Origin of the sequence: Klebsiella grimontii (genome assembly GCF_900200035.1) — a bacterium.
Taxonomy (GTDB): domain Bacteria; phylum Pseudomonadota; class Gammaproteobacteria; order Enterobacterales; family Enterobacteriaceae; genus Klebsiella; species Klebsiella grimontii.
Genome location: NZ_FZTC01000034.1, coordinates 243,925 through 256,334 on the forward strand (window position 1 = coordinate 243,925; position 12,410 = coordinate 256,334).

Genomic DNA, 12,410 nt, shown 5'->3' on the forward strand with positions numbered 1-12,410 from the left:
ATAAAACCCTTAAAAATATATTCAGGCCATATTCTTAATTACTTCTTTATAGGCAGATAAACAACTGGACTCACCGTTTTACGTTTGTACTATGGGTTTATGGATAGCCCATAGGGCCTAAAACGGAAGATAAATCATAGGGAAATGGAATGAATAGCAAGCGTAAAATTCAGCTGGCTGATTTTAATAGAACGGTTATTTTAACCACATCTAATACCTTATTTCTCAGTCGCGGAATAGAAAATACCACCATGGATGTGATCGCCCATGAAACGGGTTTTAGCAAAACAACGCTTTATACCTATTTTGAAAATAAAAAAGATATTCTGGATCATCTTATCCTTCAGGGAATGGAGCATTTCCATCAGGAGGTGCTAAAAATAGCCAATCGGCAAAATTCATTTCGCGACTTTTATCGCGAGCTATGCCATGCGCTGATCGCTCTCCACGAAGCGAGCATTGCCTATTTTCCCGCTATTACAGGCAAAATCGCGAGTTCTGAAAAAATCACTAAAAACAATAAAGCGTTGAAAAGTATCTCTATGATTGGTGAACAGATAAACCATATTATCGCCGCGCAAATTACCGACGCCGCCGAAAAAAAAGAGATCGCGCTGAATGCTCCCGCCGCGGACGTCACGATGCTGTTCTGGCTCTGCCTGACCGGACTCGTAGAAAAATCCTCACATAGAGAATCCTATCTTTTACGTCACCTTGAAAAAGACCGTAAATCCTTTCTCGACTTCGCTTTTAACTCAGTACTATTAATGATAGAAAAAGGGAATATTAGCGATAACGCAAAAGCTGGCTAAAGCCTCAGGCTTTAGCCAGCGCAGAGTCGTCCGCAGTGCCTTAAAGCCCTCGCGTTGCCAGCGCCTCGTCAAGCTCCCGGTAGGCCTCCACCAGCTTATCCAGCGTCGCCCGGTTGAGCCCGCTGGGATTTGGCAACACCCATACTTCCGTCGCGCCTATGGTCACCTGCTGTTTGCCCCATTTTACGCCGCGTACCTGAAACGCTTTCTCGAAGGCCTGTTTACCGAGGGTCGCCAGCGCATACGGCTGATACTCTTCCATTTTTCTGACCAGCTCCCGGCCACCGTCACGGAGCTCCAGCAGCTCGACCTCGCTGGCCTGCACCGTTGGGCGCTCGACGAGCATGGTGATCCCGCAGCGAGTATCCAGCAGCTGAAGTTCCTCCTCGGGCTTCAGCAGACGGTCGGTAAACCCGGCCTGGTGAATCACCTTCCAGAAGCGATTTCCCGGATGGGCGAAATGAAAACCGGTATGGGCGGAAGACTTCCCCGGATTGATACCGCAAAAGACGACCCTCAGGTTCGGCGCCAGAATATCGTTAATCATATTTTCCCCAGCTCAATACCTAAAAGGTCATTATAAAGGATTGAAAATGCGTTGTTTATAAAAACAGCAGGCGTGCGTTTTAGGCTGGATTGCGGGGAACAGTTACTTTATAATCCTTCGCCACGGCCCCTTAGCTCAGTGGTTAGAGCAGGCGACTCATAATCGCTTGGTCGCTGGTTCAAGTCCAGCAGGGGCCACCAGATACAGCAAGGGCTGACGAGAAATCGTCAGCCCTTTTTGCATTATGCAGCCCCATCCGGCGCCGCCGCTTAAAATGAGGTCAGGTTACACCAGCGCCTGCAGCTGTTCGCGCATATAGACGGTGAAGAATTCCGGGTTTTTAATGACGATCCGCTTACCGGAGGCAATTTTGTCCGCCCATCCGGCGACTTTTTCCGTGAACCCGGCATCCCATCCCTCCTTTTCACCCCGGGCCGTGACGTCGGCAGGGTTCGCCGGTACGCCTAATTCATGCAAATACTTCAAAATTCCCTTCGCGGTACTTTCATCCATAGTATTCGGCACCGACAACGAGGTGTTCATACCACCAATAAAATCCAGGGCTTTATCGATTGCTGTTGGCATGCTCTTATCCTTAAAATTAACCACGTAATGAACATGCTTACACTATGGACCCATCTTTGCCGGGATATCAAAGAGATCGTTGCCTTTCTTTGATTCAGACCGCAGCTAAACGCTTGCGTGCTGCTTTTCTACTCGACTATTCCGCACCAGTCACCAGGAAACTACTCCATACGTCCGCGCTTAAACTGACCGGCATCGATATCGTAGTGCTTCATTTTTCGCCACAGCGTGGTACGGCCAATATTCAGCAGCTGCGCCATCTCCTGTACCCGACCGCTGGTCACCCGGGCGGCGTGGATAATCGCCTCTTTCTCAATGGCGCTAAAGGTCAGGCTGGCGGGCAGCAGCGATGACCCCGCGTCGGCGCCCGGCCGCTCGGCAAACAGATATTCCGGCAAATTACTCAGACGGATATGGCCGTTATCGCTGCTAATGGCGATATTCTCGATAACGCTATTCAGCTCAAAATCATTGCCCGGCCAGGAGTAGGCCACCAGCTGCGCCAGCGCATCGTCATCCATCTTCAGCCGCGAGGAAAAGCGTTTTTCCAGGCTCTTAAGGCGATTGTGCACCAGCGAGGGGATACTGTTGCGCCGCGCCCGCAGCGGGGGAATAACGATTTCAAAAGAGTGCAGCGCGTAGTAAAGCTGGCGGCTAAAGCGGTTTTGCTCCACCAGATTGGCAAGATCGACGGTAGTGGTGGCGATCACTTTGACGTCCACCGGGATCAAGCGACGGGCGTCCAGACGGGTTAATACCCCCTGCTTGATCACCTGCAGCAGCGCGGACTGCAGCTCCGGCGCCAGATATTCAATTTTTTCCAGAAACAGCGTCCCGCCGTTGGCCAGCTCAAGACGGCTAAGGCGACCGTTTTCATCGTCCGTCGGCGCGCTGCCCATAAAATCCTGGCCCAGGACGCTGTCGGCATACAGCTGGCAGTTGACCGCGATATACGGCCCGCCGCCCCGCTCGCTCTCATTGTGAATCGCCTGGCTGAGCAGCTCTTTACCCACCCCTTCTTCACCGCACAGCAGCACCGGGAAAGCGCCGCGCGCCGCCTGGCGGCCAAAGTGAATCAGCCGCCGGGTTTCCGGGTCGTCCGCCGACATCTGCTCAAAGGTATGGCTCACTTTGCCAAGCTGGCTGGTCATCAGCTGGCGCATCTGCTCGACCGGATGCAGCAGCAGAATAAAGCTGTTGCCCTGCTCTTCGACGATCGGCTTGAGCGTAATCACGGCGTCGACAAACTGATGCTGGCTCTCAAAGGTCACTTCGACATGGTTCAGCCCGCGCGCGTGCTTAATGGCCCGGCGCAGCAGGGCCGGGAGCGTCACCAGTTCATTGATGTTTTTCCCCTGGCTGGCCTGGGCATCAAGATGCAGCAGCCTCGCGGCCTGCACGTTAAGAAACTGCAAAACTCCCTGCTCATTCCACGCCATCACCCCGTCATCCATACTCTCCAGCAGACCGTACATCTGATTAAGATGGCGATTCGACTCTGACAACAGGCTGTCGGTCAGCAGCGAGTTACCGACTTCCCGCGCGATAGCCAGGGTCAGGGAGAGATCCGGCGAAGCCTGCTCTTCGGTCAGGCAGCACAGGGAAATGGAACCGAACAGGCGCCCGTGGTTATCAAACACCGGCGTGGAGCTAAACGACCATCCGTGCAGCGCATGTTTAAAATGCTGCTCGCCCGTCGTTTTGACCGGCTGCCCGAGCATTGAGGCCAGCGAGAGCGCGCAGCTGCCGATAATGCTTTCCGCGCAGTAGCTGCCGTCACGAAATCCCAGCGCCGCCAGCTGGTCGAGGGTCTGCGGATCGCCGCAGCGGCTGAGAATACAGGCGGACTCATCAAGGATAAACAGCGCGCAGGGGCGGTTATCCATAAACTCCCAGGCATCTTCCAGCGCCGCCTGACCAATCGTCAACAGCGCGGTCTTGCGCCGGCAAATCGATTCAAAGGTCAGCCCCTGCGCCTGATGCGGCGTCTGCCAGGTTTCCCGCTGCATAAACTTGCTGCAGCGATGCCATGACTGGGTTATCACCAAAGGAAAGCTCTGAGTCTGCGCAGTCATATCCATTTCCGCTGTTTCATAAACGACAACCCCTCCGGCGGCTACCGCAAGAGGGGGGAGAAAACGCCCCATCGTTTAAATGAGACGGGGCTGGACCACGATAAATTAGCGCGCCAGCCACTGCTGTCCGAGCAGGTCAGCGGTCAGAATCGCCGCATGCACGCTCTGCGCGCTGACCGGGAAGGGCATATTATGAATGGTTTCACCTTCCGCGCAGGTCGCTTTAGCGACTGCCTGAATTTTCTCATCGATGCCCTCTTTAACGCCCATTTGCGCCAGCGTGACCGGCAGGCCGACGGTATGGCAGAAGTTCAGCACCGTTTCGATCTCTTCCATCGGGCTATTTTGCAGCACCAGCTGCGCCAGGGTACCAAAGGCCACTTTCTCGCCATGGTACAGATGGTGACACTCTTCGAGGATGGTGAAACCGTTGTGAATGGCGTGCGCGGCGGCCAGACCGCTACTTTCAAAGCCGATACCGCTGAGGTAGGTATTCGCTTCAACGATGCGTTCCAGCGCATCGGTCACCACCCCGGCCTGGGCGGCGAGGCGGGCTTTTTCACCTTCCGCCAGCAGCGTATCATAGCACAGGCGCGCCAGGCTCAGCGCCGCCGCCGTCGACTGGCCGCCCGCCATGCTGGTGGCTCTGGCGTCGTAGCAGGCCTTGGCTTCAAACCAGGTTGACAGCGCATCCCCCATCCCGGCCACCAGCAGGCGCACCGGCGCTTTGGCGATAATCGCCGTATCCATCACCACCATATCCGGGTTTTTCGGGTAGATCAGATACTCTTCAAACTCACCGGCTTCGGTGTAGATAACCGACAGCGCGCTGGTTGGCGCATCGGTGGAGGCGATCGTCGGGATCACCACCACCGGCAGCTTCTGGTAGTAGCCGATGGCTTTCGCCGTATCGAGCGTCTTACCGCCGCCGATACCCACCACGCCGCGGCAGCCGTGCTGCTTCAGAATGGCGATCAGGCGATTGATCTCAACGTGGCTGCACTCGCCGTTGAAACGCTCCGCATGGCAGCTAATGTTGTGGCTGTGCAAACCTTCCAGCACTTTCTCTCCCGCCAGCTTCATTACGAAGTCATCGGCAATCACGAAAAAGCTGTCCGCCAGGTTTTTGGCGTATTGCCCAAACAGCGTGGATGCATCTGGTCCCTGGAGATATTTGGCTGGAGATTGAATAACTTTTAGCATTCCGTTCACCCTCAAATAAGTGCATGTTTTGACATGATGGGCCCCGGTATTTCCTCGTCCGGCCATGTATTCAAGGCGGGAACGAAAGCGCTACCTGAGCGATGCCATCACTGTAGGGCGAGCCGCGGGCAAAAAAATCTTTCCGGTTTTTGTCCCAATATGAAACAGCACATAAATTTTATTGTTCCATATTGGAACATGAATTCACATGAAACGGTGGGATTGCGATCTCGATCCGCCCCTTCGACGCAAAAGAAGGCCACTAACCGGACGATCGTCGGCCTTTTTCAGCGTCATGGGCGGCAAGAACGGGCAAATTTATTTCTTTACGCAGACCTTGCAGCCAGGTGAAGCGAGATGAAATAGTCGCTTTAGCTCGCATTTTTTCATTTCCTCGCGCAAAAGCGTTTCATTTCGGAACAAAAATGAATAATTACGTTTCGTAATGAAACTCCTTTTATCACAATTTTTTTTCCCGCTAACTCAGCCAGAATCATTACATCGCCCGATATCGCACCTCGTCAGGCGGTACCCCTACACGATGACCGCCTCCATCAGCAGAGAGGCCGCATCGAAACTCCGACGGAGAATAAACAATGAAAAAACTGATTAACCGTGTCGAAGATGTCCTGAGTGAACAACTGGCGGGTCTGGCAAAAGCGCATCCTGAACTGAGGCTGCACCAGGACCCGGTCTACGTGACCCGCGCCGATGCGCCGGTGGCCGGAAAAGTGGCGCTGCTCTCCGGCGGCGGCAGCGGTCACGAGCCGATGCACTGCGGATATATTGGCCAGGGCATGCTTTCCGGGGCATGTCCGGGGGAAATTTTCACCTCCCCGACGCCGGATAAAATGTTTGAGTGCGCCATGAACATCGACGGCGGCGAAGGCGTGCTGCTGATTATCAAAAACTACACCGGCGATATTCTTAACTTCGAAACCGCCACCGAGCTGCTGCACGAAAGCGGCGTTAAGGTCACCACCGTGGTGGTCGATGACGACGTGGCGGTGAAAGATAGCCTCTACACCGCCGGACGGCGCGGAGTGGCCAATACCGTGCTGATTGAAAAACTGGTAGGCGCGGCTGCCGAACGCGGCGACTCGCTGGAATCCTGCGCCGAACTGGGGCGCAAGCTCAACAACCTCGGCCACTCTATCGGCATCGCGCTCGGCGCCTGCACCGTGCCGGCCGCCGGGCAGCCCTCATTCGAACTGCAGGACGATGAGATGGAGTTCGGCGTCGGCATTCACGGCGAACCGGGCATCGACCGCCGCCGCTTCACCTCCCTCGATCGCACCGTTGACGAAATGTTCGATACCCTGCTGGAAAACGGCGCCTATAGCCGCACGCTGCGCCACTGGGACAACGTGAAAGGCGCGTGGCAGGAGGTAGCGCAGACCAAGCAGGCGCTGCAAAAAGGCGATCGGGTTATCGCGCTGGTCAACAACCTCGGCGCCACGCCGCTGTCCGAACTCTACGGCGTCTATAACCGTCTGACGCAGCGCTGCGAGGAAACCGGCATCGTTATCGAGCGCAATCTTATCGGCAGCTACTGTACCTCTCTGGATATGGTGGGTTTTTCCATCACCCTGTTAAAAGCCGATGACGAGACGCTGGCATTATGGGACGCCCCGGTTCACACCCCGGCGCTGAACTGGGGAAAATAAGGAGCACGACATGTCATTAAGCAGAACGCAAATCGTAGACTGGCTCTATCGCTGCGGCGATATCTTCACGAAAGAGAGCGATTTTTTGACCGGTCTGGACCGGGAAATCGGCGATGCCGACCACGGCTTGAATATGCATCGTGGTTTCAGCAAGGTAGTGGAAAAACTGCCGTCAATTGCCGATAAAGACATTGGTTTCATTCTTAAAAATACCGGTATGACGCTGCTCTCCAACGTCGGCGGGGCCAGCGGCCCGCTGTTCGGCACCTTCTTTATTCGCGCCGCCCAGGTGACCCAGGCCCATCAGAGCCTGACGCTGGAAGAGCTTTATCAGACCTTCCGCGAAGGCGCGGAAGGGGTGGTGAATCGCGGCAAAGCCGAGCCCGGGGATAAAACCATGTGCGACGTCTGGCTGCCGGTGGTGGAATCGCTGCGCCAGTCCAGCGAACAGCACCTGTCGATACCAAGCGCCCTTGATGCTGCCTGCGAACAGGCGCAAGCCGCCGTCAACGCCACCATCGCCATGCAGGCCCGTAAAGGGCGGGCTAGCTATCTGGGCGAACGCAGCATCGGGCATCAGGATCCTGGCGCAACCTCGGTGATGTTTATGGTTCAGATGCTGGCCGCAGCAGCTAAAGAGTAAGGAAAATGCGATGGTAAACCTGGTTATTGTTTCTCATAGCGCCCGTCTGGGCGAAGGTGTCGGAGAACTGGCCCGGCAGATGTTAATGAACGATGGCTGTAAGCTGGCGATCGCCGCCGGCATTGACGATCCCGCCAGCCCGATCGGCACCGATCCGATTAAGGTGATGGAGGCCATTGAATCCGTCGCCGACGCCGATCATGTGCTTGTAATGATGGATATTGGCAGCGCCTTGCTGAGCGCCGAAACCGCGCTGGATCTGCTCGATCCGGCGATTGCGGCGAAGGTCCGGCTGTGCGCGGCGCCGCTGGTTGAAGGGACGCTGGCGGCGACGGTGAGCGCCGCCGCCGGGGCCGACATCGACAAGGTGATTGAAGACGCCATGAATGCGCTGGAGGCAAAGCGCGTACAGCTCGGGTTACCATCGCAACCCCCTTCGCTTACCGCCGCGCTGGCCGATGACCGCGACGCGCGCTCGGTTTCCGTAGTGATTCAAAATCCTAACGGCCTGCACGTTCGCCCGGCGTCAAAGCTGGTCGCCGCTCTGGCGGGATTCAACGCCGACCTGGTGCTGGAGAAAGAGGGAAAGTGCGTCACGCCGGATAGCCTCAACCAAATCGCCCTGCTTCAGGTGCGCCGGAACGATACCTTAAGGCTGCTGGCCCGCGGCCCGGACGCCGACGCCGCGCTGGCGGCGTTCCAGGCGCTGGCGACGGAGAACTTTGGCGAGCAAACGGAGGCGACCCCCGCTTTGCAGCCCACCCATGCCGCCCGCATTCAGGGCCAGGTCGTGCTCTACCCTCGGCCTCAGAACAGCGTTACGCGGGAAAAGAGCGCCGCCATCGGTCAGCAGCAGCTGCGCCTGAAACGGGCTATTGATCGGACGCTGGACGATCTTAGCGCGCTGACGGCCCTGGCGGAGGAGAAGTATTCCGCCGACATCGCGGCGATCTTCTCCGGGCATCATACTCTGCTTGATGATCCTGATTTATATACGGCAGCGTGCGATATCGTGCGCGACGAGCAGTGCAGCGCGGAGTGGGCGTGGCATCAGGTGCTGAGCGATTTAAGCCAACAATATCGCCATCTCGACGATGCCTACCTTCAGGCACGCTATATTGATATTGAAGATATTTTGCACCGCACGCTGCGTCACCTTAACGAGAGCAGCGAAGCGCTGCCGCAGTTTAGCGCGCCTTCGATCCTCGTAGCCGACGATATCTTTCCTTCTACCGTCGTGCAGCTCGACGCCCGTCAGGTGAAGGGAATCTGTCTGCAGGAGAGCAGCGAGCACGCTCACGGCGCGATTATCGCCCGCCAGGCGGGCATTGCGATGCTTTGCCAGCAGCGCGATGTGCTGACGACGCTGCAAAACGGCGAGACCGTCACCCTTGATATTCCCGGCAAACGCGTGATTCGCGGCTAACCTGCCCCATCTTTCCACCCCGGAGGCTGTCCCCTCCGGGAACTCGCTTAACTTTCAGGATCCGTTATGTCTCAATTCTTTTTTAATCAACGCGCCAACCTCGTCAACGACGTGATTGAAGGAACCATTATCGCCAGCCCGTGGAATAACCTGGCGCGGCTGGAGAGCGATCCCGCCATTCGCGTGGTGGTGCGTCGCGATCTCGACAAAAACAACGTGGCGGTGATCTCCGGCGGCGGTTCCGGTCACGAGCCGGCCCACGCGGGCTTTGTCGGTAAAGGCATGCTGACCGCCGCCGTCTGCGGCGACCTGTTTGCCTCGCCGAGCGTCGATGCGGTGCTGACCGCCATCCAGGCGGTAACCGGCGACGCGGGCTGTCTGCTGATCGTCAAGAACTATACCGGCGATCGCCTGAACTTCGGCCTCGCGGCGGAGAAGGCGCGCCGCATGGGCTATAACGTTGAAATGCTGATCGTTGGCGATGATATTTCGCTGCCGGACAACAAACATCCGCGCGGCATCGCCGGGACGATTCTGGTGCATAAAGTGGCAGGCTACTTCGCCGAACGCGGACACAATCTGGCGACCGTGCTGCGCGAAGCGCAGTATGCCGCCGGACATACCTTCAGCCTCGGGCTGGCCCTTGCCAGCTGTCATCTGCCGCAGGATGCGGAAACGGCCCCGCGCCATCACGCGGACCAGGCCGAGCTGGGCATGGGGATCCACGGCGAACCGGGCGCATCGGTCATCGCGACCCAGAACAGCGCGGAAATCGTTACGCTGATGGCGGAGAAGCTCAGCGCCGCCCTGCCGGAAACCGGTCGTCTGGCGGTGATGATCAATAATCTCGGCGGCGTATCGATTGCCGAAATGGCGATTTTGACCCGCGAGCTGGCGCATACGCCGCTGCATCAGCGTATCGACTGGCTGATTGGCCCGGCTTCGCTAGTGACCGCGCTGGATATGAAAGGTTTCTCCCTCACCGCCATCGTGCTGGAAGAGAGTATTGAGAAGGCGCTGCTTTCCGCAGTAGAAACCGCCGGCTGGCAGACGCCGGTGCAGCCGCGCGAAATCAGCGTGATGCCGTCGTCGCTGCGCAGCACCCGGGTAGAGTTTGAGCCCTCGGAGAATAGCGTGGTTGCGGACTACGTCGAGCGGGTGACCGGCACGCTGTCCGATCTTGAAGCAGATCTCAACGCGCTGGATGCCAAAGTCGGCGACGGCGATACCGGCTCCACCTTCGCCGCCGGCGCGCGCGACATCGCCGACTTGCTACAGCGTCGCCAGCTGCCGTTGGCTAACCTCGCTACGCTATTGGCGCTGATTGGCGAGCGTCTGACGGTGGTGATGGGCGGCTCCAGCGGCGTGCTGATGTCAATTTTCTTTACCGCCGCCGGGCAGAAGCTGGAACAGGGGGCAAGCGTCGCCGAAGCGCTAAACGCCGGGCTGGCGCAGATGAAGTTTTACGGCGGCGCCGATGAAGGCGATCGGACCATGATTGATGCCCTGCAGCCGGCACTGGCGGCGCTGGCGGCCGAGCCGGAAAATCTGCAGGCCGCTTTCGCGGCGGCACAGGCGGGCGCGGATCGTACGCTTCACGCCAGCAAAGCCAACGCCGGGCGCGCGTCGTATCTCAACAGCGATAGCCTGCGCGGCAATATGGACCCCGGCGCCCATGCGGTGGCGATGGTGTTTAAGGCGCTGGCGCAGAAATAATTCCCCTGCTCGCGCTGCGCTTAGCAGGGCTACGGGCGCACCGCCGTCTGTGGAGCGGTAGCCCGGACAGATGCGCAGCATCGCCTGCGGGAAAATCACCGCGCAGTTCTCTTTCGTAGCCCGGGTAAGGCGTCAGCCGCAACCCGGGTTTTCTCCGCGCTTACTTGCTGTGCCAGTAGGCCTGCGAACGCACCAGCTGCGGGTCAATCTCTTCGCCTTCAAAGCGCGCCAGCAGCGACTTCACCGCCGCGCCTTCACCGGTCAGCCAGATAAAATAATCGTCCGCCGGAATCACCACCTGCGCCAGACGTTCGGCCACGGCGGCTGGGTTATGCCCTACCACCCACTCGATATTAAAGCCATCAAGATCGGCCAGGTAATCTTGATAAGACGCATCGCCAATAGTCACAATCGCCGTCACCTGCGGCGGCGTCGGAAGCTGCTGCAACCCGAGCAAACGGCGGCGCAGCGCGGGCATTCCGGACTCATCGGTCACGTACAGCTGCCAGGCGTAATCTTCCGGCACCACCAGCGAACCGCGCGGGCCGCCGATCACCAGCTTATCGCCCGCTTGCGCCGTCAGCGCCCAGCGGCTGGCAATGCCGCCGTCGTGAATAAAAAAGTCGTACGCCAGCTCATGACGCCCGGCGTCGTACAGCGGCGTATAGTCGCGAGTCGCCGGACGCACGCCTTCGCCCCAGTTAATGCCTTCATCCGTCACCACCGGCGGCGTGAATGCGGCGCCCGCTTCGGGGAAAAAGAGCTTGGTGTGGTCGTCAAAACCCTGAGAAACAAAACCGTCCAGCGCCTCTCCGCCCAGCACAATACGCTGGAAAGCGTGACCGATACGCTCGACGCGCTGCACGGTCAACTCGCGAAAACGCAGCTCGTTACGCACGCGCTGCGGGTATTTGGGGTTATTTGCCTTTGTCATTTTTCATCGCCTTCGTGAACTGAATAGATATATCTAAAAATCTTGCAAATGATAATGATTGCCATTAAAAAAGAATGCAAGTCTTTTTTGATATAGCCAAATCAAAACGACACAAAAGTCAAAAATAAAAAATAAATCATTTAAAATCATTAAGTTAAAAAATAAAAAAATCCTTCATTGCTACTTTTTATTTTTTAGATATAAATTAGATATATCAAAAATAGAGGAGCAAAACATGAGACATCATCACGAAGAAGGGCGTGGGCCACGCGGACGCCACGATGAGCATGGCGAACATGGCGAGCATGGCCGCAGGGGCGGCGGACGTCGGCAGCGCTTCTTTGGCCACGGCGAGCTGCGCCTGGTGATTCTGGATATCCTCACCCGTAACGCCAGCCACGGCTACGAGCTTATCAAAGAGATCGAAACCATGACCCAGGGCAACTACAGCCCGAGCCCCGGCGTCATCTACCCGACGCTCGACTTGCTCCAGGATCAGGGCTTAATCAGCGTGGCTGACGAAAACGGTCGTAAAAAAATCGCCATTACCGCCGACGGCAGCCAGCTGCACGCGGAAAACCAGCAACAGCTGGAGCAGATTCAGGCCAAACTGCAGGCGCGTATGGTGGGTTGTGAACTGCGTAAAAATCCGCAGATGAAGCGCGCGCTGGAGAATTTTAAGGCGGTACTGGATTTAAAAGTTAACCAGCAGGCCATTACTGAAGCTCAGCTAAAGCAGATCGTCGGCGTGATTGACCGCGCGGCAATGGAGATTTCCCAGCTCGACTAACCCTCTGCCCCA

Annotated in this window: 11 protein-coding genes and 1 tRNA gene; 7 read left to right on the top strand and 5 right to left on the bottom strand. The window is 57.1% G+C overall.

Annotated features, from left to right (window positions below; all coding sequences use genetic code 11):
• The first annotated feature begins 149 nt into the window (after positions 1-149).
• On the top strand, positions 150-812 hold the full coding sequence (locus KOSB73_RS26680) for a TetR/AcrR family transcriptional regulator (protein ID WP_024358694.1): 663 nt from the start codon (positions 150-152) through the stop codon (positions 810-812).
• A 40-nt stretch (positions 813-852) separates the two neighbouring features.
• On the opposite strand, the gene mug is transcribed toward KOSB73_RS26680, so the two are convergent.
• The gene (gene mug, locus KOSB73_RS26685; RefSeq protein WP_098141261.1) at positions 853-1,359 is read right to left on the bottom strand and encodes a G/U mismatch-specific DNA glycosylase; all 507 of its coding nucleotides are present in this window, start codon (positions 1,357-1,359) and stop codon (positions 853-855) included.
• 124 nt (positions 1,360-1,483) lie between these two features.
• Between mug and KOSB73_RS26690 the strand changes: the two genes are divergently transcribed.
• Positions 1,484-1,559: transfer RNA gene (locus KOSB73_RS26690), tRNA-Ile, on the top strand.
• 85 nt (positions 1,560-1,644) lie between these two features.
• Here the strand turns inward: KOSB73_RS26690 and KOSB73_RS26695 are convergent.
• The 3 genes from KOSB73_RS26695 to KOSB73_RS26705 form a co-directional block, all read right to left on the bottom strand.
• On the bottom strand, positions 1,645-1,968 hold the full coding sequence (locus KOSB73_RS26695; RefSeq protein WP_071830695.1) for a DUF1889 family protein: 324 nt from the start codon (positions 1,966-1,968) through the stop codon (positions 1,645-1,647).
• A 137-nt stretch (positions 1,969-2,105) separates the two neighbouring features.
• Positions 2,106-4,019 (bottom strand): dihydroxyacetone kinase operon transcriptional regulator DhaR, encoded by a 1,914-nt coding sequence (dhaR, locus tag KOSB73_RS26700; RefSeq protein ID WP_024358696.1) that lies wholly within the window; start codon positions 4,017-4,019, stop codon positions 2,106-2,108.
• Positions 4,020-4,124: 105 nt separating this feature from the next.
• Positions 4,125-5,222 (bottom strand): glycerol dehydrogenase, encoded by a 1,098-nt coding sequence (locus tag KOSB73_RS26705; protein ID WP_024358697.1) that lies wholly within the window; start codon positions 5,220-5,222, stop codon positions 4,125-4,127.
• 596 nt (positions 5,223-5,818) lie between these two features.
• On the opposite strand from KOSB73_RS26705, the gene dhaK reads away from it, so the two are divergent.
• From dhaK to KOSB73_RS26730, 4 genes are all read left to right on the top strand, one after another.
• Positions 5,819-6,889 carry a dihydroxyacetone kinase subunit DhaK gene (dhaK, locus tag KOSB73_RS26715; protein ID WP_049089049.1) on the top strand — a complete coding sequence of 357 codons (1,071 nt, stop codon included), beginning with the start codon at positions 5,819-5,821 and terminating at the stop codon, positions 6,887-6,889.
• A 10-nt stretch (positions 6,890-6,899) separates the two neighbouring features.
• Positions 6,900-7,532 (top strand): dihydroxyacetone kinase subunit DhaL, encoded by a 633-nt coding sequence (gene dhaL / locus KOSB73_RS26720; RefSeq protein ID WP_024358699.1) that lies wholly within the window; start codon positions 6,900-6,902, stop codon positions 7,530-7,532.
• Positions 7,533-7,542: 10 nt separating this feature from the next.
• A complete protein-coding gene (gene dhaM / locus KOSB73_RS26725; protein ID WP_098141263.1) occupies positions 7,543-8,958 on the top strand; it encodes a dihydroxyacetone kinase phosphoryl donor subunit DhaM in 1,416 nt (471 codons plus the stop codon).
• Positions 8,959-9,024: 66 nt separating this feature from the next.
• Positions 9,025-10,674: a glycerone kinase gene (locus tag KOSB73_RS26730; RefSeq protein ID WP_098141265.1), complete on the top strand. Its 1,650-nt coding sequence runs from the start codon at positions 9,025-9,027 to the stop codon at positions 10,672-10,674.
• A 160-nt stretch (positions 10,675-10,834) separates the two neighbouring features.
• Here KOSB73_RS26730 and KOSB73_RS26735 read toward each other — a convergent pair whose 3' ends face one another.
• Positions 10,835-11,608 (bottom strand): siderophore-interacting protein, encoded by a 774-nt coding sequence (locus tag KOSB73_RS26735; protein WP_004135955.1) that lies wholly within the window; start codon positions 11,606-11,608, stop codon positions 10,835-10,837.
• Between the two features lie 235 nt (positions 11,609-11,843).
• Between KOSB73_RS26735 and KOSB73_RS26740 the strand changes: the two genes are divergently transcribed.
• Positions 11,844-12,398, top strand: a complete 555-nt coding sequence (locus KOSB73_RS26740; protein WP_049100228.1) for a PadR family transcriptional regulator — start codon at positions 11,844-11,846, stop codon at positions 12,396-12,398.
• Positions 12,399-12,410: the final 12 nt, after the last annotated feature.

Excerpts from the sequence above, each read along its gene's own strand:
- KOSB73_RS26680 (WP_024358694.1), top strand. The coding sequence starts at position 150 with ATGAATAGCAAGCGTAAAATTCAGCTGGCTGATTTTAATAGAACGGTT.
- KOSB73_RS26735 (WP_004135955.1), bottom strand. The coding sequence starts at position 11,608 with ATGACAAAGGCAAATAACCCCAAATACCCGCAGCGCGTGCGTAACGAG.
- KOSB73_RS26740 (WP_049100228.1), top strand. The coding sequence starts at position 11,844 with ATGAGACATCATCACGAAGAAGGGCGTGGGCCACGCGGACGCCACGAT.
- dhaR (WP_024358696.1), bottom strand. The coding sequence starts at position 4,019 with ATGACTGCGCAGACTCAGAGCTTTCCTTTGGTGATAACCCAGTCATGG.
- dhaL (WP_024358699.1), top strand. The coding sequence starts at position 6,900 with ATGTCATTAAGCAGAACGCAAATCGTAGACTGGCTCTATCGCTGCGGC.
- dhaM (WP_098141263.1), top strand. The coding sequence starts at position 7,543 with ATGGTAAACCTGGTTATTGTTTCTCATAGCGCCCGTCTGGGCGAAGGT.
- KOSB73_RS26730 (WP_098141265.1), top strand. The coding sequence starts at position 9,025 with ATGTCTCAATTCTTTTTTAATCAACGCGCCAACCTCGTCAACGACGTG.
- KOSB73_RS26705 (WP_024358697.1), bottom strand. The coding sequence starts at position 5,222 with ATGCTAAAAGTTATTCAATCTCCAGCCAAATATCTCCAGGGACCAGAT.
- dhaK (WP_049089049.1), top strand. The coding sequence starts at position 5,819 with ATGAAAAAACTGATTAACCGTGTCGAAGATGTCCTGAGTGAACAACTG.
- mug (WP_098141261.1), bottom strand. The coding sequence starts at position 1,359 with ATGATTAACGATATTCTGGCGCCGAACCTGAGGGTCGTCTTTTGCGGT.